Here is a 26,326-nt window from a genome sequence, read left to right as displayed (position 1 = left end):
CCCACATCCTGCCGTTAAACCAAAATGAGGAGGATACTAATTTTTTGGTGTCAAAACTATCTAGCTTAGGAGAATTGTAGTAAACGAGATACTGAAAAAAAATAATGATGATACACTGTCTCAAAAGTCGCGAGCATAAAAAGTTTTTAGGATCTTATCTTTATCTTGCCCGGGTTCAAAACTGTCAGGGATAAAAATAAACACGGAGAAGTATTTTTAACAATCGTTTAGTTAAATTAGCTTTAGAACTTAAAATTTTAACGCAAAACGTTATTTTACTATGCTACTATGATCTCAATAGTAAAATTAATTTAAGATTCTTTAATTTGTACCCTCGTACATTTATTTTATGGGAAAATTTCTAAACGCTTTTTGGTCAAGAACGCCAACTCAAGCACGACCGACTAAAGACACCAAAAACGCACGGCTTTTAAAAAGTGTTTTTAATACCACGAATCAGGCAATAGCCGTTTTTCAGGCTCTTTATAATGATCGTGGGGAAATTGAGGATTTTAAATTCATTAAAATAAATAAAGTCCTTAAAGAAATGTATAATGTGCAAGATCCTCTGGGAAAGACCTATAGTGAAACCTCTGAATATGGTATAAAAATGGGTATACTGGAGGCTTTTATCCAGGTCATGGAAACTAAAAAACCACTTGAGAGGGAATTTCATTTTGATAAGGAAGGCTATAATAATTGGTTCAGGATTACGGCGCGCTCTCACGATGATCTTTTGATCGCAACTTTAGAAGATATTACTATACGTAAAGAGGAATCTGAAAGCTTAAAAGACTTGTTGAGGTTCAAGCAGCAGCTGGAGGCTACCTCCCCTGAAACCATTATGATTGTCAATCTTAATACTTTTTCCGTGAGATATATAAATAAAGACCTGCTTCCCGAGGCTGGAATGACGGTGGAAAAAATCCAGGGAACCCCATTACAGGACATTCTGCCCTATATCCATCCCAGGGATCGGGAAAGGCTAATTAGGTTTCATAAAAAGCTGCTAAAATCAGAAGATCATTCCATTTATGAGCTAGAGATTAGGTTAAAACTTAGGAATAATCAATGGGAATGGTTTTGCGTACGAGGAAAAATTTTTGAGCGAAAGAATAAGAAATGGGTTGATGAATATGTGATTTTAGTGAGTAACATTACTGAACAACATAACACAAAAGAAGCACTCCAAAAAGCAGAAAGACTTTCCATCCAGGGAGAAGTCGCCAGGATCTTTGCCCACGAACTTCGAAATCCTATCGCTAATATAGGGATGGCTACTGATCTAATTTCAAAAAAAATATCAGGAGAAGAAAAGGAAAAAATAAACCGATATCTCGAAATTTTATCCAGTAGCAACAAGGCATTAAATAATCTTGTCAGCAATCTACTTGATGCTTCAAATTATTCGTCGCCAAATTTAGTCAAGGCCAATTTAGTCGATGTAATCGAAAAAACCCTGGAAAAAGCTTCTGAAAGAATTTTCCTGGCAGGTCTTCAGGTTGTAAAGAATTACGAAAAAAATTGTATTGTATTGGCAGATTACAATAAACTGTCTATAGCCCTTCTTAATTTGATTGTAAATGCCAGTGAAGCTACTGTACCTCAGAAAGGTATTTTAAAAATAAAAATTTTTGAAGATGCAGGTGAGGTGGTGCTGCAAATTTCAGATAATGGTCATGGATTAAATGAACAGGATATCAATCGTATTTTTGATGCCTTTTACACCCAAAAAGATACGGGAGTGGGAGTAGGCCTCTCGTCGGTGAAAAATATCTTAGATGAACATGATGCTAAAATAAAAGTGGAAAGCGAAGTGAATCAGGGAACTACATTTATTATAAGTTTTCCTCACTATGAAAATCAATAAGGTTAAAAGTATAAAATTTGTAAATTTATTTGAATTAGTTCCTAAGCGATTTTGAACTCAATCAAGAGCCTCTATGAGTGCAAATTGAGCTTTAAGGTAAATTATACAATCATTGTTTTTTAAACCTGAAAATAAAAAAAATTTAATTAAAAATTTTCTCTACCAAAACTGAAAAAATAAATTAAAAATAATGGATATTAAGTTAATTTAATACAAGGAGTCTTGTATCTTGAGTTATAGGGTTTGTGATGATAGGAAAGAGAAGAGAGAACCTGCTAGCTATCTCAGTTACCTCAGATTTTTTTTTGGGTTTGTGATTCACAATTAATTACTTCAATAACCATTAATATCCATATTTATGCTTAAATGCTAGACTATAAGATAAACATCTTTTTAACGGTAGCTGACCGTTTAAGCTTTTCAAAGGCAGCTGAGGAACTCCATATTACGCAACCCGCTGTTTCCCGCCATATAAAGCAGCTGGAAGACCATTTTAATCAAAAATTATTTGAGCGGCAGGGCAACAGGATCGCGCTTACTAAAGCAGGAACTCTTTTGCTAAATTACACTAAGAAAATTTTCATACTTCATGGAGAGCTGGAATTTGATATGAATGCACTGGTTGATAAAACTGGAGGTGTTCTAAAAATTGCTGCCAGTACCACCCTGGCGCAGTATATTTTGCCCGGGGCCCTGGCAAATTTGAGGAAAAAATATCCACAGATAGAAGTAATTCTCACCAGCGCAAATACCGAAAAAGTAGAGCAGCAAGTTCTAAAACAAAACGCTGAAATTGGGATTATTGAAGGGTTTTCAAAAAACAGGGAGTTATCGTACCAAAAATTTCTTAGGGATGAAATCGTTCTGGTAGTCTCTAAAAACCACCCTCTCTTTAATAACCCGCCTATCCCTCTTGTGAAACTTAAAGAGCTTCCATTAGTCCTTCGGGAGAAGGGATCAGGGACGCTGGAATTTATTATGAAGAGGTTAAAAGAAAATGGTTTTTCTCCGGAACAGTTGAATATAGAAATGAGACTGGGCAGTTCTGAAAGTATTAAATCTTATCTAAAGGAGGGTAACTGTGCCGCCTTCCTAAGTATCAATTCAGTTTTAGACGAATTAAAGTTCGGCTCGCTTGGAATTGTAGATATCGATTCTTTTCAAATAGATCGGCATTTTCATTTTATTCAGAAGATGGGAAATCATTCTTCACTCGCACAATTATTTATTGATTTTATGACTCGACGTTATAACAAAACGTTATAATAGATCAGTTTTTATCATTTGACTTCAGCAAGGTTTTAAGGCTACTTTTACAAAAAAAAAGAAGCCACCATGATTTCAACTGATCCTTTTAAATTTTCTAAATCTAATTGTACAAAGCTTGTATTTATTGTTATTGCGGCATTTTGTATAAGTCCATGGCTATCCCCTCCACTCGCTTTGGCCATAGGAATTGTTTTTGCTCAAATTGGTAAAAATCCTTTTGAAAAATATAACCATAAAGCTATACAGTGGTTATTAAAACTTGCAGTAATCGGGCTTGGGTTTGGAATGAGTGTAACCTCGGCACTTTCCGCAGGAAAAGAGGGGGTTTACCTAAGCATTGCCTCTATAAGTCTAACCCTTTTATTGGGTTTATCTTTAGGTAAGTTCTTTAAAATCGATAAGAAGATCGTTCAGCTTATTTCTTCGGGTACCGCCATTTGCGGAGGAAGTGCCATTGCGGCCATATCGCCAATCATACGCGCAAAGCCTAAACAAATCTCCGTAGCGGTGGGGGTGGTATTTTTATTAAATTCTGTTGCACTTTTTATTTTTCCTGAAATTGGACATTTTTTAGGCCTAAGCCAGCATCAGTTTGGCCTCTGGAGCGCGATTGCCATTCACGATACCAGTTCGGTGGTTGGAGCAGCCCAGGTATATGGCAATGAGGCCCTGGAAATCGCGACTACCGTAAAACTGGCAAGAGCGCTCTGGATCCTTCCGGTTTCATTGTTATTTGCCGTTTTTAGTGGTGGCAGCCTTAAAAAAGTAAAGATACCTTATTTTATCGGAATCTTTATCCTGGCTATTATTGTGAATACCTATCTTCCCGCCATTCATTCAGTAGCTCCCTATATTGTAAGTGTTTCAAAATCTTCCTTAACCCTGGTTTTATTTCTTATAGGAACTACGCTTAGTTTTTCATCTATGAAAAAAGTAGGCTATAAACCCTTAGTCCTGGCGATTGGCGTATGGGTATTTATCTCTGTGCTCTCGCTCTTAATTATAGTAAAAACCACTCATTAAAATATGATATTATGAAATTTTCAGCCTTTAAATTTTTAAATAACAGATCCAGCTGGTCTAAAAATAAGTACGCATGGTGGACCGCCATTTCCACTTTTAGCATCATGGTTTTAATTGAAGTACTTTTCTCTATCTTTAATAATTATGAGAATTTGGCCGTAAGAATGATCAATCTTTTAGTCTTGTTACTACTTTTTATAAATATGGTTTATGATTTTTCCAGACTTAGAAAGCATGCCACTTCTTATTTTACGGCCTTTAAACTATGCATAAGAACTGGAATATACTTTTGCTTAATTTTCTTTCCGGCCTTATTTTTATTACTTAGTCTGGATCATAAAGATTTGATTATACTTCAAATGGGAACTCCCTTTGGCCAACAATATTCGGCTGGCGAAATTATGGGAGCACTTTTTATAGAAGTACCGGTTTTCATCATTATCGCTGCTCTGGTTTCTTCACCGGCAGTGGGGTTCAATCAAAACTCAAAATTTCTATAGTCTTAACTCTTGGTTAAAAATAATAATACGAATAAACACTAAAAAAACTTAAAAATGAAATATTTTAAAATTGAAAAACTCATACCTCTGCTCGCATTAACCCTTATTTTCTTGGTGTCTGCCTGTAGCACTGCCAGAAGAGAAAATAATATCTCAAAGAATGAAAAAGATGCTCTGAGCGCAAAATATACAAGTACGTTACTCGAGCCCCATATCCCGTACCGGCCCAAGGATGGGATCGTTAAAATTTATGGAGCCGGTGGGCCGCAAACAGCTATTATTCCTGTAGCTAAACTTTATGAAGAAAAAACAGGTACCAAAGTAGAGGTAAACTTTGGTCCGGAGTCCAAATGGACAGAAAATGCTCAAAAAGATGCCGATATTCTCTGGGGAACTGCAGAGCAGGGTTTGACAGCATTCTTAGAAACCTATACCGAATTTAAAAGTAAAGATGCAGAACCTATTTATCTAAGGCCGGCGGCAATTGCTGTAAAACCTGGTAACCCAAAAAATATTCATAGTATTGAAGATTTATTTAAACCTGGAATAGGCATCGTGGTGGTAGAAGGTGCAGGCGTCTATAATACTTCGGGCACCGGAGTTTGGGAAGATGTAGTGGGCCGCATGGGAAGATTGGAAGACCTTAAGAAGTTTCGTAAAAACATCATTGCGTTTGCTAAGGGTAGTGGTGCAGGGTTTAAAGCTTTTAAACAGCCTAATGCCGATGCCTGGATCACATGGAATTACTGGATCATGGATAATCCTGGCGAAGCCGATCTCGTAGAAATTGATGAGGCTCGCCGAATTTACCGGGATTTGACAGTTGTCACCAATGATAAAGCTGATCCCCAGGCAAGAGATTTTATAGAATTCTTAAAGAGCGATGAAGCGGCTAAAATATTTAAGTCCCACGGGTGGGACAAATAAAGCAGGGTGAATTTTAAGGAAAATGCAGCTATTTTAAACCTGAAATTACCAGCAAAAGATAGCCCGTAAATGCGCCCCCAAGTACAATAAAAGCACTGTTCAATTTCTGGAATTTAAGAACAAGGATTAAACTTAGTACAGCAATGATGATGCTGCGCCAGTTGGTGAAAATTTCTATTCCCATTTCAATACTAACCGCTACAATGACGGCTATGGCTGCGACATTTACTGCATCTAAAAATGCGGAGATCATTTTTGATTTCCGCATTTTTGGAATAAGCGGATTCAGGATAGCCACGAAAATGAACGAAGGCATAAAAATCCCTACGGTCGCTAACATCGCACCCCAAAATCCATTCAATTGCCAGCCGATGAATGTCGCGGTAGATAAAACCGGTCCGGGAGTAAATTGTCCCACTGCGATGGCATTGACTAATTCTTCACGGGTTAACAACCCGGTATCAACAAGTTCTGCATCTAAATAAGCAAAAAGAACGTAACCGCTTCCATATAGCAGAGCCCCTACTTTTAAGAAGGTACAGAGAATTTTGAGGTTTGCGGTAGAAATGAGTAGCTGTAAAAATACCGGAGATGCCACCGTTTTTAAAGTAAACCGTGATTTTTGCAGTATATGCCAGGTGATTCCTATTAAACCGCATCCAAAAAGAGCAATAATTTCATTGAGCCCGAGAAGGGTGGCAGATAAGGTTAGTAATCCTAAAATTAAGAGATAGACATTCTTGATTGCTTTTTTTCCAAGGCGGTAAACGGCTCCGAGAATAATGGCGATTACCGCAGGTTTTATGCCGTAGATAAATGGTTCAACTTCGGGTAATTCTCCGTACTTTCCGTAGAGCCAGGCTAAAATCATGGTGATAGTTACAGCCGGAAATACGAAACATACACCGGCTACGATTAAACCCTTCATGCCGGCTCTTTCGTGACCGCAATGCATGGTCATTTCGGTAGAGTTCGGTCCGGGTATTATGTTGGTAGCTCCTATGAGATCAAGAAAATGTTCATGGCTTATCCATTTTCTTTTTTTTACCACTTCATCTTCCATCATGGCAATGTGAGCCGCGGGGCCGCCAAAAGCGATGCTTCCTAATTTAAGGAATACACCTGCTACCTCTTTTAATTTGTTTTTTGATTCCATTTTCTGAAAAAGAATGCGATGAACAAACTGACAGTTAAACTGATAATTATCGCGGTTAATACATCCAGTGGATAATGTGCGCCTAAAACCATTCTGGAATAAGCCGTAAGAAATGCCCAAACGAAAAATGGGAAAATGATTGATTTTTTGAAACCTAAGAATAACATGCCAAATGATAATGCAAAAGCCACTGTGGTATGCCCGGAAGGGAAAGAATATAATCCCGGTTTGCTCAGTTCGATGATATCATGATGAACAATAGAAGGACGCAGGCGTAATACGATTCTTTTTAATACCAAAGTTATTATAGAAGAAGTGCCAAAAATGACTAAAAGAGCATATAATTTTCTTTTTAAGTTCAATTGCTGCCTGAAACCGGCCAGCAGCCCTATAATTATCAATGAGGCAATTGAAATAAATTTAGCAGTCGAAGAAATCCAGAAAAACAATAAGTCCAGGAAATTTATTCTGTTGCTCTGGATCATTTTCAGGAAAAGGTAGTCATAATGTGAGATGTGATCCATTAAAAATGCTTTTCAATTTGACTATAAATCAACAAAAAGCCACTTATGGCCATTAAAATGACCACTAGTTTTCTAAAAGTGCTGCTTTTCATACTGGACAAAAATTTCTTACCGATTATATTACCCACTGTGGCACCCAAACCTAAGGCGATTCCGTACACCCACAATTCCTTATGCAGCAATCCAAAGAATGTATAACTGCCTATTTGAGAAAGTCCCATCAAAAACGAATTGGCCGTTTTAGTAGCGATCAGGTCTTCCTTATCCAGTCCCATATTCAGATAAAATGGATTTAGTACCGGCCCCAGCGCACCAATGATGGTTCCCAGTATAGAAACGCCAAGACCAAGAGGAATAAAGTACCACATTTCCATTCTAAAAGACTGTTCTTTTTTTCCGAATTTATACTGCCAGATGGTACTTATAAGAAACAGGCCTACAATAATTTGCAGCCATTCAATTTTGACATTGCTAAAAAGCCAGGCACCCACCCAGGCTCCTGCAATCGCGGCAGGAGCGTAATACAGGCAGACCTTCCAGTGAACATGCTTCCAGAAGATGATAAGACGGGAAGGCCGCCCTATAAAGGTTCCCAAATTGAGTACAGGAGCGGTCTTGCTAACGCCAAGCAGCCAGTTTAACACAGGTACCAATACCAAAGAACCGCCACCTCCCGAAATCGTGGACATTACGAAGGCCGCAATTCCTAAAACAAATAATAAAGCAAGGATACCATTATCTGTTTCAGCGAAAAGCGAATTAAAGAATTCAGTCAATTTGCTTTATATTTTTGGAGTGAACTGGTCAAGTTCATAAACACCAATTTGCTTTTCTATCGTCGCAACCTTATCTACCATCGCATCAAAACCGCCTTCCCCAAATTTTTCATGTTCCTTTTTTTCAAAGTCCTCTCCCAAAGCGTCATATTCGTGTTGCGAAACCACTTGTTTGAATGCGGGAAACAAGACGGTGTCTTCCCTCGCTTCGTGCGGCCGGTACATAGTATTGAACGCCTTTAATAAGTCAACTATTTTTTTAGAATCATCACCCTTGAGGGCTCGCCCGTTGTTGGTAAGTGAAAGTAATTGTTCGGTAACACCGCGACCGGCTTTATGCTGTTTTCGTAAGGTAGAGGTAAGACCGGTAAGTTTATTGGCTTTTTCAAGTCTTGGAAAGAGATAGTCTTCTTCCAGCTTTTCATGGTAATCTTCTACAAAATTGCGGATTATGGTAGCCGTCTGGTTAATATAATTGGGATTGAATTCTTCACTGGCTGTCATTCGGCCTATAGCAGTATCATAAACCAGCAACATCCGGTTCAATAACCCGTGTTCGCGCATTAAATCTTCGTTGGCCGAAACCATTTCTTCTTCTTCCTCTTCTTTTTCTGAATTTTCCTGATTCTTGCACGAAACAGCTATTCCTGACAAACCAACTACTCCGGCACCGGCAATCCATAATCCACTCTTTTGAATGAAGCCTCTCCTGGAGGTATCCTTCGACTTATTTTCATGATCATTAATAATTTTCATATCATCTTATTTAAAATTTATTTGTTAAGTTTATGATCCACAGACCAGTACCCGCCTCCCTTTATTAAAAGAAATAAACTTCCCAGCCACATGGCAAAATCAGTGCGTATTTCGTGAGCCATGCTCCAAAACCCGTAATTATTGAGTTCCCGCAGGTTGAACGGTCCAAAACCTACTCCAAAGGCAATAGGGATTTTGGTTACAGTAATGGCCACGGTCATATTGATGAGCATTGCCAAAGCGGCTCCTCTGGTTAGTAATCCCAGTAGGAGTAAGGCTCCGCATAAGATTTCAAAAACCCCTACAAAATTGCCCCAGAATTCGGGGTTGGAAAAACCAATTTTATCAAATCTACCGGGTCCTCTAACAGCGGGATATAAGAATTTTTGTATGCCTTCGGAAATAAAAACCGCACCCACCATCAACCGAATGATAATGGTGGTCTTTGAAGCGTCTGTAGCCAATATTTGTTGAAACATGCTTGATTTTCTTGCTGAAGCATAAAGTTATGCAACAAGAATCTCAATCAATGGTCTATTTGAAAAAGCTGTGGTATTTAATCACTATCATTCCTAAAATTCATCGGCGTTTGCTCTACATGCCTTTTAAAGTATTTGGTAAAGTGGGAATTGTCTTTAAAATTAAGCCGGTGCGCAATTTCACTAATGGTAGCGTCCGTGTAAAGCAAAAGTCTTTTTGCTTCATTGATTATATGATCTGAAATTAGATCGTTAGAAGATTGCCCGGTTTCTTTCCTGCAGATGGCATTTAAATTCTGTGGAGTAATATTCAGCTTCTGTGCGTAATGCTTCACTTTATTGGAGAGTTCATTCTCCCGGCTCAAAAGTTGGATGAATTTCTGAAAAATGCTATTATTTCCGTTTTTGGAACTCGCCGGTGTTGCCGATTCAAGAATTTTTGCCAAAAGAGCTTTTAGCAGTCCATCTATTAGGGGTCTGTTTGGATTTTTATTTTCATGTTCGTGGAGTAGAATCTGGAAAAAATCACTGGTGGTATTGTCTTTAGGAAAGAGACAGGTTTGGGCACTTAAAGCAGAAAGAAGTCCTTTGAGATCATTGTCCAGGCAATTGTCGATGTAAGATTTTTTAATAATGAGCACAAAACCTTCGGGTTTAGTTTTAATGTCCCAGAAATGAACCTGTTCCTTACGCACCGTAAAGATTACAGGCGGTTTGATTTCATATTCCTTCGTATCAATAGTATGCCAGCCTTTTCCTTTTGTCAAATAGATGATCTCAAAATAATTGTTATGCTTGTGTGGAGTGGTCTTCCTGATATGCGGTCTAAACGGAGCGATTTTTAGTCCTCCGGGCTGCCCGGCTTTATCTTTTATTTCAAGTTCTTCTTTCATCTATAGAGTGATTTTCAAAGAGTTCCTTGGCTTTTGACAGGGCTTAAAACAACTTCATTTTTAACCAGTAAGATTTTTACTCCTTCAAAAAGCAGTTGTTCTTTGTCGAGAAAAGCATTTAATTTTTCCTGAGTATCGGTGATCTCCACAACATGCGGATGATTAGAATGTTTCATCTCACTATATCCCCAGTTGATTTTTTTCTTTTCAAAATAACCTCTCGAAACGTTAAAATTAAGAACCTGGTCTAAATTATGCGCTTTGGCTTTTTTAATTATTTCTGCGGCCAAATCAAAGTTAATTCTTTTCCAGAAAGACAGATTCTTCATTTTTTCACCATATTCAAAATAGATCCTGATAGTTACTAAGTCACTCATTTTTTATTTCGTTTGTTTTTAATTTCTGATAACTGAAGTCCCTTTTCCCTCGTAAAAAGCGGATGTTTTGGACTTCCTATAACCTGTGAAGCATAGACTCCTGAATGACCCGAAAATAAATATGCCGTACTGCAAGCCAGGGCAATAAACACGCCTGATTCAATTCCGAATAATTCTATTCCCATTACCGTACAGGCAATAGGGGTGTTGGTGGCTCCTGCGAAGACGGCGACAAAACCCATACCCGCCAGCAGGCTCATGGGCAAGGGAATGAACCAGATCAAAACATTTCCTAACGTTGCTCCTATGAAGAACAAAGGAGTTACTTCCCCGCCCTTAAAACCTGCGCCTAAAGTGAAAGAAGTAAAAAGAACTTTCAATAAAAAATCGTAAGAATTCAGCTTAATATTAAAAGAATCAACAATAGTAGGAAGCCCCAAACCAATATATTTAGTCGTTCCTATTAAGTAAATGGATAGGGCAAGTATCGTACCTCCAATCACCGGGCGCAAGGGAGGATAATTGATATGTTCCTTGAAAAGACGGCTCCAAAAATGAGTCGATTTTGAGAACAACATTCCAACAAGACCAAAAATTATTCCTGCTAAAAGAGCCCATAACATATTTTCAGGATTCATATTGGCGACTTCCTTAACATGATAATGCGTATGAAATACATTCCATATCCTGCAAAAATAATCGGCCAACACAGCCGCCATAAAACTTGGGATTATAGCATCTAAGCGTATTCTTCCTAATACCAGGACTTCCAGTGCAAAAATGCCTCCGGCTAAAGGAGTTCCGAATACCGAAGCAAAGCCGGCGCTAATACCGGCGATTAAAACTATTTTTCGATCTCGTTTGGATAAGTTAAACAGCTTCGTAAAACGATCTGCAACCGCACCGCCAACCTGTACGGCTGTTCCTTCCCTACCGGCCGATCCTCCAAAAAAGTGTGTAAGAACCGTACCAATAAGGACAAGGGGAGCCATTCTGAAAGGAATTATCTTTTTTGGAGAATGGAATTCTTCCAGGAGTAAATTATTTCCTTTTACCACACTGTCTCCGTAAAGGTAATATGATAAACCTATTAAAAAACCTCCCGCAGGCAAAAACCAAATGATCCATAAATGAGATTCGCGCCAGTTAGTTGCCCACTCCAGGCTTATAAGGAAAAATGCAGAAATACTGCCCGCTATTGCGCCAATAAAGCCACAAATGAACAGCCATTTAATAAGATAAAATAGGGAGGGAATTTGTTCAATAGAGGTAAAAAAACTCTGGATTTGCTTCTTGTTCATTTTGCCTTGATATAATGTCTCTACTTCGGCTTTTGCCGCTTAAAGTAGAAGTCATTAGTTCTTTTAGAACAGTTCAAGGCAGACCTCATTGCCAAATGAAGGCGCTAAATTAAGAAAAATATTGCAATTTTTAATTCTATACTTTTAAATTGGTTAATAATGGAATTGGAGAAAATTTTCAATCGTTTGTAACGAATTTTCGAATTTTTATTTGTGGAATGAATTTAATAATCTTGGAGACCTCCCTTGGACAATTGTATCTTGCTGAAAATTTGTAATATGATTCCGAGAGATTTAAGCAAAGATGTAAAAACGCGACTTCAGAGTATCGGCGGACAGGTAAATGGCCTCATTAAAATGTTGGATAAAGATACCGATCCTGAAAAAATACTGCTACAGTTCAAAGCAGTTCAGAAAGCACTGGACAAAGCCCATTATCTCCTTCTTGACGAGGTATATCGAAAAACCCTGGCCATCGCCATCTCAGAAACCGTCTAGGCCTGCCCTGGCAACTGTGGCAATGAAGAAAAAATTGAATTCATAAGAAAACAGTTCCCCGATCTTGAACTCAATAATCTTACCGGTAAAATGAAAGAGATCAATGAACTTAAACGCCGAATTGAATCCCATAATCTGGAAAATGCTTCAGAAAAATCATCTCCTAAATAAATTCGCCAATTTTTAAATAGGCTAAAATATCTAAAACGTCCATTTGGAAACCACCCTGGTCGAGATCCTATCTTTGGTACATGGAATTTTAGAGATCGATTAGATTCACAATTTTCCATGTTTAACTCAAGTTGAATATCTAAAAACAAAAATGATGAAAAGACAGATAGAAATTTTCACTGCCGGATGTCCGGTATGTGATGAGGTAACTAAGTTGGTTGAAGAAGTGTCCTGCAATAGCTGTGAGATCACCACTTATAATGTTAATGAACAGTGCGAAGAAAAAACCTGCCTCGATAAAATTGCGGAATACCAAATAAAAAAGATTCCCGCAGTGGCCGTTGATGGCAAGTTGTTGAAATGTTGTGAGGGTGGAATCACAAAGGAGAACCTGCTCGCCGCTGGTATAGGAAAAGCGATTTAACTCCATTTTTTAAGACCTTATACAAAGGGGCTGCCAACTGGCAGCCCCTTGTTACATTAGGCTATTCTCACTTCAATGTTAAACTTTTATTAAACCTCTTTGCTGCCACCGGGGCGGTTACCTGATATTGGAACTTTATAGAGGTTCGGCTCTTAAACCGTTTTTTTCTGCTTCCGGACGGGCAGAGAATTAATCAAAACCAACATAATTATGAAACCATTAAATCAAGAAATGCAGAAATGTATCGATGATTGCAATGCGTGTATCACCGCGGCAAGAATTTGCCTGGATCAGCATTTGGGAGAACCTGATATGAAAAAATGTCATCAGTTCTGCCTGGATTGTATTGCACTTTGTACGGCCTGTGTTCGACTGTTAGCCAGTCAGTCTGACTACTCTAAACGTGTATGCGGTATTTGCGCAGACCTATGTAGAGCATGTGCAGATGAATGTGCTAAATTCGATAGTGAAGTATGCCAGCAATGCGCAGAAAAATGTAGGGTATGTGCTGATAGCTGTAAAGAGATGGCGGCTTAAATTTGAAATAATGCAGTGCAAGATTATAGCGTGCGCTGCATTATTAACGAACACTTCTATAGAACTACGTTCTCCCGTAAGATATTAGAAACTTTGATAAAAAAGATTTGTTCGATACGGGAACATTTACAAGTTCTAAAATTAAAAACGTTATCCAAAATTTAGCCTTATTTGGAGACCACCTCTACCTGAACAATACATTTGTTTCAAATAATAAAAATTATCAATATGCTAAGAAAATATTTGTTAGCACTGGCCTTTTCATTGTTGCTATTATGTTTCTATACCTAAGGAAAGGCTCAGTCACAGGAAAAAACTGTAAAAATGGAACAAGCCAAAGATACTGTCCGCGTAAAATTGAGGGTAAAAGGAATGCATTGCCAGACGGGTTGCGCTAACGGCATAGATGTGATGTTGAAAGAACAGGACGGTATCTTAAAAAGCCAGACCAGTTTTAAAGACAGCGCCTCTGTAATCAAATTCAATCCCGAAAAGATTTCGGAAGAAAAGATCATCAGCCTTATCCGGGAGCGGGGATTTGAAACGAAAAAGATCACACCGAAAGCCCGGGACTGAAAAACCTAATTTTTAAAACTTGAACGATGTTTACAAAAATAAAAGAAGATTTTGTAAGTATAGGATCCCTTTTCACCTCGGTGTCCACGCTTTTATGCTGCGCGCTTCCTTCACTTCTGGTCGCGCTGGGAATGGGAGCCGTGGTGGCCGGGCTGGCTTCAGATATTCCCTGGTTATTTAGCCTGAGTAAATATAAAGGCTGGACCTTTTTGATTGCCGGTGTGATGATAGGTTTTAATTTCTGGTTGTTCTACGGGAGAAAAAGGGAACAGACCTGTGAAATAGACGAAAATGGAAATGAAACCGCTTGCGATACAGCCGCGAAATGGAGCAAACGCATCCTTTGGCTCTCATTTGTTCTTTACCTGATAGGATTATTTTCAGCCTATCTACTGTTCCCCCTTCAAAGATTGTTTGGAATTTAAATACGCGTTATGTATAAATATGTGGCAGTGCTGATACTGCTTTTTTCTACGAATATCATTTTTTCTCAGGGTCACGGACCTCTATACGGCCTGCAAACCCCCACCCTTGCAAAAGGTGGTGTAGATCTGAATGTCGCAGGAATGAGCCTGGGAACCGAAGGGGGTAGTTCGTATATGCTGCGATACCTGTTCTCTTACGGTATCACCGAGGATCTTCAGGTAAACCTTACTACCCCAACCATGATCGAGCCCCTGGAAAATGCGCCCAGAACCCGGGGTAACAGTAATATGCCGGCAAATAGCAATATCGAGACCTCCCTGTGGTATCGGTTTTTTTCAAATGCCTTCAGCGTTGGCAAACGTTTCGAAGGAACCGCGGTGATAGGCGTGGCCGCACCTACCGATGACATTCGCGCAGGAGTTAATACCAGTAAGTCTCTACATGCCGCTATTTCTACAGGTTATGCTTCACGTACATGGTATGCGTGGCTTGGGGGAGGTTACCAGTATTATTTCGAAAAAGAGCACGAACAACTTGGAGATTTGCCTTACATGAGTGGTGTAGTAGGATACCGTCCCGATATTTTTATGGGTGATTATCCCAAACCCGACTGGAGGATATTTGTAGAATCGCTGGCAGAATTCCCAGGCCAGAATAAATATTTAGGCCAGCAAAATTATGACGACTCAAGGAGTAAAAAGCTCTTTGTAGGTCCTTCCTTTTTAGGTCTTTATGGCACATGGGGAATATCGGTGGGAGGATTGGTTCCCGTTGTTCAGGATCTATCACCGGGTGCAGTTAAAGAAAATTACAGGGTATCCCTAAATTTAAGTTACTGGTTATAATAGAAACAAATTTTAAAAAAATAAAGCAATGAAAAAAATAGCTTTAGTATTAATAGCAATGGCCCTGGGTAGCTTCAGCTCCAGTGCTCAAATCGAGAAAGTAGATCAGGAAGTTTTCGGAATGGACTGCGCGCCCTGCGCCTACGGTCTGGAACGTGGCCTTAAAAAAATGGACGGCGTTAAAAATGTACAAGTAAGCCTAAATGAGGGCAAGGCTCACCTGGAACTTTCTGAAAACAATCATTTAAGCTTAGACCAGATTCAGGATGAGGTGAGAAAAAATGGATTTTCTGCTAAAAAAGCGGAAGTTTTATTAAAAGGGAGGTTAGAAAAGGTAAACGATGGCTGGAAGGTCATCCTAAACAATGAAGAGTTTTTGGTTTCTAATGTGACTTCTTCCAGTGTTTTATCCCGGATGCAGCCCAGGGCAGTTAGCTTTCATGGTACGGTTGAAGACAAGGAAGATGACCAGTTAAATGGAAGATGGGAGATTGTGGTAACTGAAATTTTAGATTAAAACGTTCCGCAGAAAAGTTTTTAAAAGATTTTCTTAAGAAACAAAAAATGAAATATTTTCCCATAATTTTAAACTTCTCTCCAGGTGGATTTCCTTATTTTTGTGATATTAACCTTTTTAACTGCGAAGTGGCTAAGATTCTAAAAAATATAAGTACTTTTTTTTTAGCCCTGGCTGTAGCCTTTTCGACTCTTTCATTTTCTATTAGTCGCCATTACTGTGGGAATTTATTAATAAATAAAGCAGTTTATAAAAAAGATGACACCTGCTGTTCGGCTTCTCCGACGAAATCTTCTAAGGAAAACTTAAGCGGAAAAGATTGTTGCAGCAATACTATTTTAAAAGTTAACGGACAAAATGAGCTCACAAACTATTGCTTTTCCTTTAAAACTTTTCAATTTCCTGTTCCTGATTCTTTTGACCGGGTAACTATAAATATCCCTTTAAGAAAAAGTGCTCCCACAATTCCTAATATTGATCCACCGCCATTGAGGGAGCAGCTTTTTATTTATTTTGGAGCTTATTTGATATAGAAGTGTTTTTAGAATTATTGTAGCCTGTATGCGGCTCTTTTAATTAATTGAATCCACTAAAACAATTATCTGATGAAATTAAAGCTATCTATATTATTAATACTCCTTAATTATTCCATAAACCTTGTTGCACAAACCGCAAATCCTACCGAAGAAAACGTAGATAACTGGCCCGTTCATGAATACAATCTAACCATAGACTATGAATCTGTAAACTTTACAGGCAAGGATGTCAAGGCGATGACCATCAATGGACAGATTCCAGGGCCAAACCTTGTCTTTACCGAAGGTGAATTCGCCGTGATTAACGTAACCAATAAGATGGACCATGAAACCTCGGTGCACTGGCACGGAATCATTCTTCCCAATTTTTACGATGGGGTGCCATACCTAACCACCCCTCCAATAAGACCTGGGGAAACCTTTCAGTATAAATTCGCTATAAAACAAACCGGCACCTATTGGTATCATTCTCACACAGGTTTACAGGAGCAACGGGGAGTATATGGCTCTATCCAGATTAATCCTAAGGAAAAAGAATTTGACTATGATAAAGACCTGGTGCTTGTTCTTTCTGACTGGATGGATGAGAACCCGATGAACCAATTGAGGAACCTGAAAAGAGGTAATGAGTGGTATCTGATCAAAAAAGGGCAAATACAAAGCTGGGACAAGATTATAAAAGAAAAAGCCGTGGGTGCTAAACTGAAGATGATCTGGCAGCGCATGCCCGATTTTGCAATTTCAGACAACCTATACGATCTTTTTCTTATCAACGGAGAAGCCAAACAAGAATACCCTCAGTTCAAACCCGGCGAAAAGGTGAGGCTACGATTCGTAAATGCCTCGGCGGCTTCTTATTACTGGCTCACCTTTGGAGGTGAAGACCCTTTAGTGGTCTCGGCCGACGGGAAAGATGTGGTTCCTGTAAAACATAATCAAACCCTGATAGGAGTAGCCGAGACCTACGATTTTATTGTGACCATACCTGAAAATGGGAAACTTGAGGTGAGGGCGATGGCGCAGGATGGTAGTGGTACTGCTACCGCATACCTGGGAGAGGGGCCTGTTGTGAAAGCACCGGTGCTTCCTGAGCCCGATCTTATTGAAAAGATGAAACGAATGATGTCTATGGACATGAAAATGGGCGCACCCGCCTCTAAGTTCAGGCCCGGTAAGAACGACTCCATCCAGGTAATGAAAAAGTACAGCATGGATATGGGAAATATGAACATGGAAAATAAGAAGATGGGCCAGAAGGAAACCAACATGCCTGCCATGAAAATGGATAAAATGGACATGAAGAAAGAGGATACTTCTAAAATGGCCCACCAGGCTATGGATCATGCCCAAATGGATATGGAAAAGGAAGAAATGCAGGATGAGGACATGGAAGGGATGAAACTTGGATACGTCGTTCCTGCAGATAAGGTGATTGGCGATAATATGAAAACAGGAGCAAATCCTCAGTTTAATTATAATTTTCTGAAATCTCCGGTGAAAACTACTTTTGAAGGGGAAAAGCCTGTAAGAGAGATGCTTTTTAACCTCACGGGGAATATGAACAGGTACGTGTGGAGTATCAATGGCGTGCCACTTTCAGAAACTGACAAAATCAAGATAGAACAGGGAACCGTGGCCAGGATTACTCTTAATAATCTCACCATGATGCACCACCCCATGCATTTACATGGTCATTTCTTCAGGGTGTTGAATAAGAATGGTGAATATTCCCCACTTAAACATACGGTAGATGTCGCTCCCATGCAAAAGGTAGTTATCGAGTTTGATGCCAGTGAGACCGGCGACTGGTTCTTCCACTGTCATATTTTGTATCATCTAAATAGCGGAATGGCAAGGGTGTTTAGTTATGATACACCCAGGGATGAGCGGTTGAAAGAGTATCCTTTGGCTAATTTAACCACCGAAGCCAATCATATGTACACCTGGGGTGAAGTTACCGCCGCCAGCCATATGACGGAGCTTTATACCACGGCCACCAATATAAGGAACCAGTTTATCTTTAGGGGCGAATATGGGTGGAACCAGAATCTGGAAGCCGATCTTACCTATGAAAGGTATCTGAATGATTATTTTCGGCTCTTCGGTGGAATCAATGTTGAAAACACCTTTGAAGACAGTGTGGAAGACCTCAATACCACAGCTATAGGCGGGGTGCGATATCTACTTCCTCTGCTTATAGATTCGGAACTTCAAATTGACAGTGAGCTAAGACCGCAGGTCAGTTTTTATAAGGCTACCATGATCTTTCCTCACATCGCTCTTTATGGAGAATATGAATATCAGATGGACTTTGGTTGGGTGAATGATCTTCCTGCCAAAAAATTTGAATCTGAAACTACCTGGCAGGCTGGCCTGGAATATATTTTAAGCAAAAATTTCTCTTTAATGGGAAGTTATGATAATCGCTTTGGAGTAGGGGGCGGATTATCAGCAAGATTTTAATATTTTTTTAACCCTTAAATTATTAATTACAATGAAAAACCTAAGCAAAATCGCAAGTTTAATTCTAATTACCGGAATGAGTTTTGGCGCTATATCGTGTAAGAATTCAAACGATAAGGAAGAACCTGCCGAACCTATATCTAACGAAATGCATCAAGAGGGGACCGACGGAAGCGAGACAGTTTCAAAAAATGGCTCGAACCAGGCAGCCGCCAATGTGCTCGGCAATTATCTCAATATTAAAAATGCCCTTGTGAAAGATGATCAGGAGGCGGCTGCCAACGCTGGAGGCAGACTGGCTGAAAGCCTTGGTGAATTTAATAAGGCGAGCTATTCCTCTGAAGAACAACAAGAGCTTACAGATATCATTGAAGACGCAAAGGAGCATGCCGAGCATATTTCGGAAAGCGCTATCGCTCATCAGCGTGAACATTTTGATATCCTAAGCAAGGATATGATCGATATGATTGCTATCACCGGAACCAATAGAAAGCTGTACCAGGCGTACTGTCCTATGTATAACGATAATAAAGGCGCTCAGTGGCTAAGTACGGAAAAAGAGATCCAGAATCCTTATATGGGCAGCAAAATGCCCGGCTGCGGTGAAGTTCAGAAGGAAATATAAAACCTTAGAATCTTGAGAATTCTCAAAATCACCCTTGGGATATTTTTCATACTCATTCTGGCATTACAGTTCATACCGCGGCATCCCAACCAAAGCGATGAGGTGCCGCCCACGGATTTCACGCGGGTAAATGAAGTTCCCCCACTTGTGAAAGAAAAGCTTTACGTGTCCTGTTATGACTGTCATAGCACCAATACCAGATACCCGTGGTATAACAAGCTTCAGCCGGTTGCCTGGTTTTTAGAAGACCATGTGAATAAAGGAAAGGAGGAACTGAATTTCAGCGAGTGGAAAAATTATTCCGAGCGGCGAAAGAACAGTAAGCTTCGATCTATCATCAGCCAGGTAGAAGATGGAAAGATGCCTTTAAGCTCTTATACTTTCATTCACGATGATGCTGTTTTTTCTGAAAAAGAAAAGAAGGAGTTTCTTAATTATATGTCCCAGCTCAAAAAGAATTTATAATATGAAAACCTGTTAATTAGTTGATGCCTTCCATGGGGGTGTATTTTAAAAGTCCTGTAAGGGAAGGGTATATATTAAAAGCCCCTTCCCTTGGCAGGCACAAAAAAAGATGAAGAATGAAAGATTGTTGTAAAACACAAAGTAAAAAGGAAAAATGCAATGTGGCTTTTAAGAAATGATCTATTATATTGCTTATGCCATTATAATCATTGGATTTATGGGGACTGGGTTGCTTTAATTGGCCGGAGGATAATTACTAATTTAATACCATCAAAAATGAAATCAAATAGAATTCTTTGTAGCTTATTGCTGCTATTTTCTTTTAGTAGTGTGAACACTGCGATTGCAGTAAATAAAAGTATAGCACCTTCCACAAAAGCTGGAATAAAGGCTGAAATAGCCGTTAACAGTAATTTACCTGCCAGTCCTGCACCGGTTCAAGATGAAGACGTGGCTGCAGATTTTAATGAATTTCCCAATCTTCACCCGTTGGTTGTACATTTTCCCGTGGTACTGCTAATATTCGCAGCGGTATTGCAACTTTTACAGTTATTCCGGCTTAACCGTACATTGGACTGGGTAATCCTGCTGCTTATTGGATCAGGTTTTATTGCAGCTTATATTGCTGCCAATTTTGTCCATCCCCATACCGAAGGTCTTACCGAAACGGCTAAAAAAGTATTGGAACACCACGATACTTATGCCACCTGGGTTCTCTGGTCCAGTGCCACGGGAGCCGTACTAAAACTGGTAAGTCTCTTTGGCTTAAAACAGAACAGGAAATTTGAAATAGGCGTTTCACTGGTGATTCTGCTTTCCGCATATGCTGTCTCCCAGGCCGGCCACTATGGATCACAACTGGTGTATATTGAGGGTGTGGGACCACAAGTTGATTTTTTAGGAAATGAAGACCAAGGAGGACACCAAGCAAATGAAGGACATTCTCATTAAATTAGAGGTTCAAAAAAGTTGAAGAACACAAATAGGCCTTCCATTAATCAGGTTAGAACTTGCAGGGTAATAATACATGAGCATTATGAATTTAGGGGCAAATGCGTAAATTATTAGAGCTAATACAAAAGTTGTAGGATAGAAAATGAAATATATAAAAGTTTTGACGCGCAGAATTTTTGAACAATTACAACACGAAGAAGATACATGATAAAGACTATTTGAGTATCAAAGAAGTAGACTTCAATATTATTTATATTCAAAACCTTCGTGCAATAATAAAATTATGTTCAAAGTGGATGATCCCTGCCTGACAAAGGCATAGGAAAGGAGAGAAGAAGGGGGTAAAAAGCATAATGGAAATTATGTATAACGAATATTCGCGCTCGTTATATCCTGTTTACGGCTGCGAAAATAAAATGCTGGAAGTGCTTACTCTTACTTTTTTCTTTCCATTGGTATTAAGTATTTCCTGAGAACAAGGTGAAAAAATTTGGACCAGCATTTATTTAGTAAGGATAAGTTTAAAGTGCCCTTTCCTATTCCTTCTGTGGCTATCACTAATTCTATATTTAATCCTGAAGAAGCGCTATAACTCGCGCCTGGGCCTAAATGGATTTTACAACTAGTTCTGGGTGAAATTTTTCTAAAAAACAAGTATGAAAACGAAGCCGACGCTAATTGAGAGTGTAGAGAATTAATTTCAAAAGGTGGGTTTTGTGAATCGTTTAGCTTTAGTAGCCTCCTTTGCCGGTATAATCCTGATGCAACAGGGAAAATGGGAGAATGTTTCGCAGAAGAAAACTGGATAATCTAGACTAAGAACCTCAATAAAATTCCGGCTAAAACGGTCACTATAAAACACACCGTGTAAACCATTTTTATAAGGCCCGAAGAGGGAAAACTATAAATAGGTTCCTTTCTATAGAACATCGGGAATATAATTCTAAGGTACACGGCCAGGGAAATAACGCTGTTAATAATTGCCGCGATGGCGAGCCAGGTATAATTAGCATCCATAGCCGAGCCAAATAACAGAAATTTTCCAGCGAAACCCGCAAGAGGAGGAATTCCCACCAGAGATAAGAGGAAAAGCAGCATGGCTACGGCCATAAACGGTTTTTTTCGGGCAAGGCCTTCAATATATGTGAAGTTGCTTCCGGTTTTCTGAATCACCGAAAAAGCTCCAATATTCATAGCGGCATAAGCGAGACTGAAGATCACTAATCCCGATATTGCAAGCTCACTTTTATTTAGGGCCACTACTCCTAAAAGGAAATAGCCAGCCTGCGCTACTGTAGAATAAGCCATTAACCTTACCATATTTTTTTGCCACAGAGCGACAATGTTTCCGAAGGTCATGGAAAGAACAGCAGTAATTGCAAGAATTAGATTCCAGTCCAGCAAAGGAGGAAGGTCTTTCATAACCTGTGCCAGGGCAAAAAACGCTCCGATCTTTGGGGTCACCGATAAAAGTGCGGCTACCGATACCGGAGCTCCTTCAAAAGTATCTGGCGTCCAGAAATGAAACGGAAAAAGAGAAGCTGCATAGCCCAGGCCGGCAAGCATTCCGCCAAATCCTATCAGAAGTACAAAAGGCTGTGAATCAATTTCGGAGAGATCTTTGATATATGTAGATCCGGCAATCCCCGCCCAGTAAGTGAGTCCAAAAAGCATAATCGCACCTGTTACAGAAGCATATACAAAATACTTGATAGAACCCTCAGTAGCTTTATCAGTTTTGGGGTAAGCCGCCATCGCAAATCCGCCGAGACTGTTAATAAGCACTCCAAGAATCAGGAACATAAGGTCGCCGCTACCTGCTAAAAGCAAAGAACCCAGTGTTGAAAAAGCTACCAGGCTATAAAGAGTGCCCTCTCTGTCGGTTTTCTTTAGCTCCTGTCGCATAAGGAGTGCCGACAAAATTCCGGTACCGCAAAGGATTATGACCGCCCAGAGGCTGAGATCATCAATGCGAAAAGTTTCAGAAAAAGCGGTTTTTACGGTTCCCAGCTGGGTAATAGCCAGGCCAGCTGATCCTGCAAGACCTATAATTAATGTCACCAGGCTTCCCGTGGCTTTATGGCGCATTTCAAAGACCAGAGAGGCCATAGCCGTAAGCAGCACGATAATCTGCGGCAGGATGCTAATCAAATCCTTGATCATAGCTTTATAGCTTTTGTAGTTTCATGAATAAAGCTCAAAATTGTATCAGGAAAGATCCCCACCATGATAATTAGGATGACAAGGGGGATAAAAGCCAGTAATTCGCCGGTGTTCAAATCCTTTATTTTTTGAAGCACTGAAGCATCCATTGAACCCATGAAGGAACCCTGGATCGCTCTTAAGTACATGGCAGAAGTTATAACAAGGCCTACAAGCATGATGCCTACAGCCCAGGGATAGATTTGATAACCACCTAAGAATATTTGAAATTCCGCAGGGAAATGTGCTAATCCGGGCAATCCCAGGGAAGCAAAGGCAGCGAGAACAAAAAAGCCACTTAAGAGGGGATAGGCCTTTAAGAGACCTTTGAGTGCCGGCATTTCTCTGGTGGTAGTGCGATCCTGAATGCTTCCGCATAAAAGAAACAGCAATCCGGTTACCATACCATGACTAAAGATCTGAAGGCTGGCTCCATCAAGAGCGCGAATACCGCTCGCTTCATAATCTAAAGCCGCAATGGCCACTCCAAATGCAAGGTACCCCATATGGTTAATACTGGTATAGGCCACCATTCGTTTGATATCGGTTTGGGCCATCGCCACCAGGGCCCCATAAACCACAGAAATCACGGCAATAATAATAACAATCCAGGCATACCTCTCAAAGGCCTCTGGAGTCATTTGCAACATAAAACGGATAAATCCGTACGCTCCAAGCTTTAATAGAATTCCTGCAAGAATGGCACTTCCTGCCGCAGGAGCCTTAGTATGCGCAAGAGGTAACCACGAATGAAATGGGAACAGCGGTGTTTTTATCGCGAAAGCTATTAATAAACCCCAGAAGATGGCACTGCCCATCCATCCCGTAGCCGGATTGGCGATAATCTCCCGCATATCAAAGGTTTCTGAACCGGTATTGAGATAGAGCCCTAATAAAGCCAGAAGCAGCGCTAAACTTCCTACCAGTGTATATATGAAGAACATCAGTGCAGCTTTCTTTGCATCACCATGCCCCCAGCCGGCAATAATAAAATACATTCCCACCAGTGTGATTTCGAAAAAAATGTAAAAAAGTAGCAGGTCAAGAGACATAAAGACCCCCAGACAGGCGGTTTCCAGCAAAAGGAATAAAGCCATATATTCCGACTTTCTTGCTATGGTTTTTGTGGAAAAAGTAATGCTGCTCATAAAAAGGACCGTGGTGAGCAAAACCGCGATGTAACTGATACCGTCAACCCCCAGGCGGTATGCAGCCCCAAGAGATGGGATCCAGCTCACTTCCTCAATATGAGAAAAACCCTCTCCGATTCCTTCAATTCCCAGAAAAATAGTTGCGGCAAGACTCAAAAATGAAAATATAACCGCGATCAAATTAGCAATTTTTGGTCCTGCAGTCCGGAAGATGGTCAACAGAATTGCTCCAGCCAAAGGCAGAAACAGTATGATACTTAGAAGAGGTATTGATGTATTCATATGGTAAATATACTAGCGGTTAAAATTAAAAGCAGAACGAGCATAACCCCAATGGTAATAGCAAGTTCTTTATGTACCAGGCCAGACTGCCATTTCCTGCCGGCGCCTCCTGCCTGTTTTATTCCTTTTCCTATATTTTTCACACCCTCAAGAAGGTGATGGTCAAAACTGCTGTTTATCCCTGAAAACTTAATGCCTGTGTTGCCTATTCCTTGCACAAAACCTAACAAGATCCTGTCAAAAGAATAGGCCCATCCGGCAATTTTAAGAACGGGCATGGCTATAAGCTGCCTGTAACCACCGGCCACCTTATAATTTTTTTGGATCCAGGCTGAGGCGCTTTTCGGAAACCAGGAATTTCTGAAAAACCAGCCGCTTACCAATCCCAATACGGCGACAGTGAGGCCGAGGATTTTACTGATCTTATCTTTCGGGAATTCATAGCCCGCAGTTTTTACCAGTTTCTCAAGTATAAAACCACCTCCAAGGACCACTGCGACCAAAGCCGTCACGCCCACGAGTAACCATAATTTCTTAGGAACCGTTTTTTCTTCGGCATGGCCATTCCACAGCCTGTTGAGGGCCTTTGCAATATATATCCCGGTAAAAAAGGCGCCGGTAAGCGCTATGATTATATAGGCTATTTCAGAAGATTTAAAAGACGAGGCCAGGATGCCATCTTTCGAAAAATAACCTATCATGGGTGGGATACCGGCCAGACTGATACCCGCAATAGCAAAAGTGATAAAAACATAGGTAAATCTTTTTCCCCCACCTTTCAGCTTTTTATAATTCGTTCCTTCATAGGCATGTTGAAATACCCCTGCCCCGAGAAAGAGGCTGCTCTTCATAAAAGCATGGGCCAGCCAGTGTCCCAGTGCAGCACCGGGAAATCCAAGTCCAACAGCCAGTAACATAAACCCAAATTGGCTTGAGGTGGAGGCGGCCAGCATTTTCTTAATGTCTGAACTGAAAATGGCGGTCAGACCAGTGAGTAGGATGGTAGCGCTTCCCAATATGGCTACATAAGAAAGAGCAGTTTCAGGCAATAATGGAAATATCCTGATCAAGAGCAACGCTCCTGCTCCTACCATGGTTGCGGAATGCAAAAGGGCTGACACCGGGGTGGGACCTGCCATTGCCGCAGATAACCAACTTTGTAATGGAACCTGAGCCGATTTTCCCATTACGGCAAGCAACAGGCACAACGAAGCAAAAAGGCTTAACTTTTCCTCACCCTCAAAGGGAATTTCCAGACTGCCGTGCTGGCTTATTACCAGAAATATTCCTATATATAGACCAATATCGGCTACCCGTGTTTGAAGAAAGGCCTTAACAGCACCGGTTCGTGCGTTTTTCTCTTCATGCCAGGTGCCGATGAGTAGAAAAGAGGCAAACGCCATCACTTCCCAGGCAGTGATGAACATAAACCAGTCGGCGGTTAAAACCAATAGTTGCATGGCGGCCACGAACAAAGAGATAGCAGGCCAGAACCATTTTTTGCCATTTTCCTCGTGCATGTAACCTTTGGCATAAATAAAGATGGCAAAAGCAACAAATGCGACGACCAAACTGAGCAGCGAAGATTCAAAACTGGCTAAAAGTTTAAAAGCTTCTCCATTCAATCCGGCATAGTTTAAAACAATTTCCTCTTTGCCAACCTCAAGTGTGATATAAACAGCTCCTAGCAGGGAAATCCCTGAGCCAGCCAGGTGAGGCCAGGCGCTTTTGCTGCGAAAGGCATATCCCGCAATAGCGGCGATAAGAGGGGAAATTATAATGGCAGTAAGGAGAATCTCCATA

Annotated in this window: 28 protein-coding genes and 1 riboswitch; of the genes, 17 read left to right on the top strand and 11 right to left on the bottom strand. The window is 40.2% G+C overall.

Going from position 1 to position 26,326, the window contains the following annotated elements:
- The first annotated feature begins 349 nt into the window (after positions 1-349).
- From AB8M93_RS06105 to AB8M93_RS06085, 5 genes are all read left to right on the top strand, one after another.
- Positions 350-1,870: a two-component system sensor histidine kinase NtrB gene (locus AB8M93_RS06105; protein ID WP_373056690.1), complete on the top strand. Its 1,521-nt coding sequence runs from the start codon at positions 350-352 to the stop codon at positions 1,868-1,870.
- A 366-nt stretch (positions 1,871-2,236) separates the two neighbouring features.
- Positions 2,237-3,136: a LysR substrate-binding domain-containing protein gene (locus AB8M93_RS06100; RefSeq protein WP_373056689.1), complete on the top strand. Its 900-nt coding sequence runs from the start codon at positions 2,237-2,239 to the stop codon at positions 3,134-3,136.
- Positions 3,137-3,205: 69 nt separating this feature from the next.
- Positions 3,206-4,162 carry a YeiH family protein gene (locus tag AB8M93_RS06095; protein ID WP_373056688.1) on the top strand — a complete coding sequence of 319 codons (957 nt, stop codon included), beginning with the start codon at positions 3,206-3,208 and terminating at the stop codon, positions 4,160-4,162.
- An 11-nt stretch (positions 4,163-4,173) separates the two neighbouring features.
- Positions 4,174-4,662, top strand: a complete 489-nt coding sequence (locus AB8M93_RS06090; protein WP_373056687.1) for a hypothetical protein — start codon at positions 4,174-4,176, stop codon at positions 4,660-4,662.
- A gap of 54 nt (positions 4,663-4,716) precedes the next feature.
- Positions 4,717-5,589 (top strand): extracellular solute-binding protein, encoded by an 873-nt coding sequence (locus AB8M93_RS06085; protein WP_373056686.1) that lies wholly within the window; start codon positions 4,717-4,719, stop codon positions 5,587-5,589.
- A 28-nt stretch (positions 5,590-5,617) separates the two neighbouring features.
- Here the strand turns inward: AB8M93_RS06085 and chrA are convergent, their stop codons facing one another.
- The 8 genes from chrA to AB8M93_RS06045 all read right to left on the bottom strand — a co-directional run bounded on the left by chrA (position 5,618) and on the right by AB8M93_RS06045 (position 11,851).
- Positions 5,618-6,745, bottom strand: coding sequence for a chromate efflux transporter (gene chrA, locus AB8M93_RS06080; RefSeq protein WP_373056685.1), 1,128 nt, complete (start codon positions 6,743-6,745; stop codon positions 5,618-5,620).
- Positions 6,724-7,194 carry a phosphatase PAP2 family protein gene (locus AB8M93_RS06075; RefSeq protein WP_373056684.1) on the bottom strand — a complete coding sequence of 157 codons (471 nt, stop codon included), beginning with the start codon at positions 7,192-7,194 and terminating at the stop codon, positions 6,724-6,726. The genes chrA and AB8M93_RS06075 overlap by 22 nt, the downstream gene beginning before the upstream one ends.
- A 74-nt stretch (positions 7,195-7,268) precedes the next feature.
- Complete coding sequence (locus tag AB8M93_RS06070) at positions 7,269-8,045, bottom strand: sulfite exporter TauE/SafE family protein (protein WP_373056683.1); 777 nt, start codon at positions 8,043-8,045, stop codon at positions 7,269-7,271.
- Between the two features lie 6 nt (positions 8,046-8,051).
- Positions 8,052-8,801 (bottom strand): hemerythrin domain-containing protein, encoded by a 750-nt coding sequence (locus AB8M93_RS06065; RefSeq protein WP_373056682.1) that lies wholly within the window; start codon positions 8,799-8,801, stop codon positions 8,052-8,054.
- A 17-nt stretch (positions 8,802-8,818) separates the two neighbouring features.
- Positions 8,819-9,280 carry a DoxX family protein gene (locus AB8M93_RS06060; RefSeq protein ID WP_373056681.1) on the bottom strand — a complete coding sequence of 154 codons (462 nt, stop codon included), beginning with the start codon at positions 9,278-9,280 and terminating at the stop codon, positions 8,819-8,821.
- A gap of 77 nt (positions 9,281-9,357) precedes the next feature.
- Positions 9,358-10,173, bottom strand: coding sequence for an AraC family transcriptional regulator (locus AB8M93_RS06055; RefSeq protein WP_373056680.1), 816 nt, complete (start codon positions 10,171-10,173; stop codon positions 9,358-9,360).
- A 14-nt stretch (positions 10,174-10,187) separates the two neighbouring features.
- Positions 10,188-10,550: a DUF190 domain-containing protein gene (locus AB8M93_RS06050; protein ID WP_373056679.1), complete on the bottom strand. Its 363-nt coding sequence runs from the start codon at positions 10,548-10,550 to the stop codon at positions 10,188-10,190.
- Complete coding sequence (locus tag AB8M93_RS06045) at positions 10,547-11,851, bottom strand: voltage-gated chloride channel family protein (protein ID WP_373056678.1); 1,305 nt, start codon at positions 11,849-11,851, stop codon at positions 10,547-10,549. Before AB8M93_RS06045 ends, AB8M93_RS06050 begins: the two co-directional genes overlap by 4 nt.
- Before the next feature lie 38 nt (positions 11,852-11,889).
- A riboswitch (Fluoride riboswitch) is annotated at positions 11,890-11,953 on the bottom strand.
- A 177-nt stretch (positions 11,954-12,130) separates the two neighbouring features.
- Here AB8M93_RS06045 and AB8M93_RS06040 point away from each other — a divergent pair.
- From AB8M93_RS06040 to AB8M93_RS05990, 12 genes are all read left to right on the top strand, one after another.
- Positions 12,131-12,349 (top strand): metal-sensitive transcriptional regulator, encoded by a 219-nt coding sequence (locus tag AB8M93_RS06040; RefSeq protein WP_373056677.1) that lies wholly within the window; start codon positions 12,131-12,133, stop codon positions 12,347-12,349.
- 322 nt (positions 12,350-12,671) lie between these two features.
- Entirely contained in the window at positions 12,672-12,944 is a 273-nt protein-coding gene (locus AB8M93_RS06035) for a thioredoxin family protein (protein ID WP_373056676.1), read from the top strand.
- Positions 12,945-13,154: 210 nt separating this feature from the next.
- Positions 13,155-13,481 (top strand): four-helix bundle copper-binding protein, encoded by a 327-nt coding sequence (locus tag AB8M93_RS18765; RefSeq protein ID WP_489671754.1) that lies wholly within the window; start codon positions 13,155-13,157, stop codon positions 13,479-13,481.
- 324 nt (positions 13,482-13,805) lie between these two features.
- Entirely contained in the window at positions 13,806-14,057 is a 252-nt protein-coding gene (locus AB8M93_RS06030) for a heavy-metal-associated domain-containing protein (protein ID WP_373056675.1), read from the top strand.
- A 26-nt stretch (positions 14,058-14,083) separates the two neighbouring features.
- Positions 14,084-14,482, top strand: a complete 399-nt coding sequence (locus AB8M93_RS06025; RefSeq protein WP_373056674.1) for a hypothetical protein — start codon at positions 14,084-14,086, stop codon at positions 14,480-14,482.
- 9 nt (positions 14,483-14,491) lie between these two features.
- The gene (locus tag AB8M93_RS06020; protein ID WP_373056673.1) at positions 14,492-15,328 is read left to right on the top strand and encodes a hypothetical protein; all 837 of its coding nucleotides are present in this window, start codon (positions 14,492-14,494) and stop codon (positions 15,326-15,328) included.
- A 28-nt stretch (positions 15,329-15,356) separates the two neighbouring features.
- Entirely contained in the window at positions 15,357-15,845 is a 489-nt protein-coding gene (locus tag AB8M93_RS06015) for a heavy-metal-associated domain-containing protein (protein ID WP_373056672.1), read from the top strand.
- Between the two features lie 47 nt (positions 15,846-15,892).
- Positions 15,893-16,378: an HYC_CC_PP family protein gene (locus AB8M93_RS06010; protein ID WP_373056671.1), complete on the top strand. Its 486-nt coding sequence runs from the start codon at positions 15,893-15,895 to the stop codon at positions 16,376-16,378.
- A gap of 72 nt (positions 16,379-16,450) precedes the next feature.
- A complete protein-coding gene (locus AB8M93_RS06005; protein ID WP_373056670.1) occupies positions 16,451-18,844 on the top strand; it encodes a multicopper oxidase domain-containing protein in 2,394 nt (797 codons plus the stop codon).
- Positions 18,845-18,875: 31 nt separating this feature from the next.
- On the top strand, positions 18,876-19,469 hold the full coding sequence (locus tag AB8M93_RS06000; RefSeq protein WP_373056669.1) for a DUF3347 domain-containing protein: 594 nt from the start codon (positions 18,876-18,878) through the stop codon (positions 19,467-19,469).
- A 12-nt stretch (positions 19,470-19,481) separates the two neighbouring features.
- Positions 19,482-19,934: a heme-binding domain-containing protein gene (locus AB8M93_RS05995; protein ID WP_373056668.1), complete on the top strand. Its 453-nt coding sequence runs from the start codon at positions 19,482-19,484 to the stop codon at positions 19,932-19,934.
- A 276-nt stretch (positions 19,935-20,210) separates the two neighbouring features.
- Entirely contained in the window at positions 20,211-20,885 is a 675-nt protein-coding gene (locus tag AB8M93_RS05990; RefSeq protein ID WP_373056667.1) for a DUF2231 domain-containing protein, read from the top strand.
- An 813-nt stretch (positions 20,886-21,698) separates the two neighbouring features.
- On the opposite strand, the gene AB8M93_RS05985 is transcribed toward AB8M93_RS05990, so the two are convergent.
- The 3 genes from AB8M93_RS05985 to AB8M93_RS05975 are packed head-to-tail and all read right to left on the bottom strand — an operon-like array spanning position 21,699 to position 26,325.
- Complete coding sequence (locus tag AB8M93_RS05985; RefSeq protein ID WP_373056666.1) at positions 21,699-23,051, bottom strand: NADH-quinone oxidoreductase subunit N; 1,353 nt, start codon at positions 23,049-23,051, stop codon at positions 21,699-21,701.
- Positions 23,048-24,523, bottom strand: a complete 1,476-nt coding sequence (locus AB8M93_RS05980) for a complex I subunit 4 family protein (protein WP_373056665.1) — start codon at positions 24,521-24,523, stop codon at positions 23,048-23,050. The genes AB8M93_RS05985 and AB8M93_RS05980 overlap by 4 nt, the downstream gene beginning before the upstream one ends.
- On the bottom strand, positions 24,520-26,325 hold the full coding sequence (locus tag AB8M93_RS05975) for an NADH-quinone oxidoreductase subunit 5 family protein (RefSeq protein ID WP_373056664.1): 1,806 nt from the start codon (positions 26,323-26,325) through the stop codon (positions 24,520-24,522). The genes AB8M93_RS05980 and AB8M93_RS05975 overlap by 4 nt, the downstream gene beginning before the upstream one ends.
- Between the last annotated feature and the right edge of the window lies 1 nt (position 26,326).

This window comes from Autumnicola aciditolerans (genome assembly GCF_041679265.1).
GTDB lineage: Bacteria > Bacteroidota > Bacteroidia > Flavobacteriales > Flavobacteriaceae > Autumnicola.
This window is presented reverse-complemented; position numbering and strand designations above follow the sequence as displayed.

Excerpts from the sequence above, each read along its gene's own strand:
- AB8M93_RS06105 (WP_373056690.1), top strand. The coding sequence starts at position 350 with ATGGGAAAATTTCTAAACGCTTTTTGGTCAAGAACGCCAACTCAAGCA.
- AB8M93_RS06100 (WP_373056689.1), top strand. The coding sequence starts at position 2,237 with ATGCTAGACTATAAGATAAACATCTTTTTAACGGTAGCTGACCGTTTA.
- AB8M93_RS06095 (WP_373056688.1), top strand. The coding sequence starts at position 3,206 with ATGATTTCAACTGATCCTTTTAAATTTTCTAAATCTAATTGTACAAAG.
- AB8M93_RS06090 (WP_373056687.1), top strand. The coding sequence starts at position 4,174 with ATGAAATTTTCAGCCTTTAAATTTTTAAATAACAGATCCAGCTGGTCT.
- AB8M93_RS06085 (WP_373056686.1), top strand. The coding sequence starts at position 4,717 with ATGAAATATTTTAAAATTGAAAAACTCATACCTCTGCTCGCATTAACC.
- chrA (WP_373056685.1), bottom strand. The coding sequence starts at position 6,745 with ATGGAATCAAAAAACAAATTAAAAGAGGTAGCAGGTGTATTCCTTAAA.
- AB8M93_RS06065 (WP_373056682.1), bottom strand. The coding sequence starts at position 8,801 with ATGAAAATTATTAATGATCATGAAAATAAGTCGAAGGATACCTCCAGG.
- AB8M93_RS06060 (WP_373056681.1), bottom strand. The coding sequence starts at position 9,280 with ATGTTTCAACAAATATTGGCTACAGACGCTTCAAAGACCACCATTATC.
- AB8M93_RS06055 (WP_373056680.1), bottom strand. The coding sequence starts at position 10,173 with ATGAAAGAAGAACTTGAAATAAAAGATAAAGCCGGGCAGCCCGGAGGA.
- AB8M93_RS06050 (WP_373056679.1), bottom strand. The coding sequence starts at position 10,550 with ATGAGTGACTTAGTAACTATCAGGATCTATTTTGAATATGGTGAAAAA.
- AB8M93_RS06045 (WP_373056678.1), bottom strand. The coding sequence starts at position 11,851 with ATGAACAAGAAGCAAATCCAGAGTTTTTTTACCTCTATTGAACAAATT.
- AB8M93_RS06040 (WP_373056677.1), top strand. The coding sequence starts at position 12,131 with ATGATTCCGAGAGATTTAAGCAAAGATGTAAAAACGCGACTTCAGAGT.
- AB8M93_RS06035 (WP_373056676.1), top strand. The coding sequence starts at position 12,672 with ATGATGAAAAGACAGATAGAAATTTTCACTGCCGGATGTCCGGTATGT.
- AB8M93_RS18765 (WP_489671754.1), top strand. The coding sequence starts at position 13,155 with ATGAAACCATTAAATCAAGAAATGCAGAAATGTATCGATGATTGCAAT.
- AB8M93_RS06030 (WP_373056675.1), top strand. The coding sequence starts at position 13,806 with ATGGAACAAGCCAAAGATACTGTCCGCGTAAAATTGAGGGTAAAAGGA.
- AB8M93_RS06025 (WP_373056674.1), top strand. The coding sequence starts at position 14,084 with ATGTTTACAAAAATAAAAGAAGATTTTGTAAGTATAGGATCCCTTTTC.
- AB8M93_RS06020 (WP_373056673.1), top strand. The coding sequence starts at position 14,492 with ATGTATAAATATGTGGCAGTGCTGATACTGCTTTTTTCTACGAATATC.
- AB8M93_RS06015 (WP_373056672.1), top strand. The coding sequence starts at position 15,357 with ATGAAAAAAATAGCTTTAGTATTAATAGCAATGGCCCTGGGTAGCTTC.
- AB8M93_RS06010 (WP_373056671.1), top strand. The coding sequence starts at position 15,893 with ATGAAATATTTTCCCATAATTTTAAACTTCTCTCCAGGTGGATTTCCT.
- AB8M93_RS06005 (WP_373056670.1), top strand. The coding sequence starts at position 16,451 with ATGAAATTAAAGCTATCTATATTATTAATACTCCTTAATTATTCCATA.
- AB8M93_RS06000 (WP_373056669.1), top strand. The coding sequence starts at position 18,876 with ATGAAAAACCTAAGCAAAATCGCAAGTTTAATTCTAATTACCGGAATG.
- AB8M93_RS05990 (WP_373056667.1), top strand. The coding sequence starts at position 20,211 with ATGAAATCAAATAGAATTCTTTGTAGCTTATTGCTGCTATTTTCTTTT.
- AB8M93_RS05985 (WP_373056666.1), bottom strand. The coding sequence starts at position 23,051 with ATGATCAAGGATTTGATTAGCATCCTGCCGCAGATTATCGTGCTGCTT.
- AB8M93_RS05980 (WP_373056665.1), bottom strand. The coding sequence starts at position 24,523 with ATGAATACATCAATACCTCTTCTAAGTATCATACTGTTTCTGCCTTTG.
- AB8M93_RS05975 (WP_373056664.1), bottom strand. The coding sequence starts at position 26,325 with ATGGAGATTCTCCTTACTGCCATTATAATTTCCCCTCTTATCGCCGCT.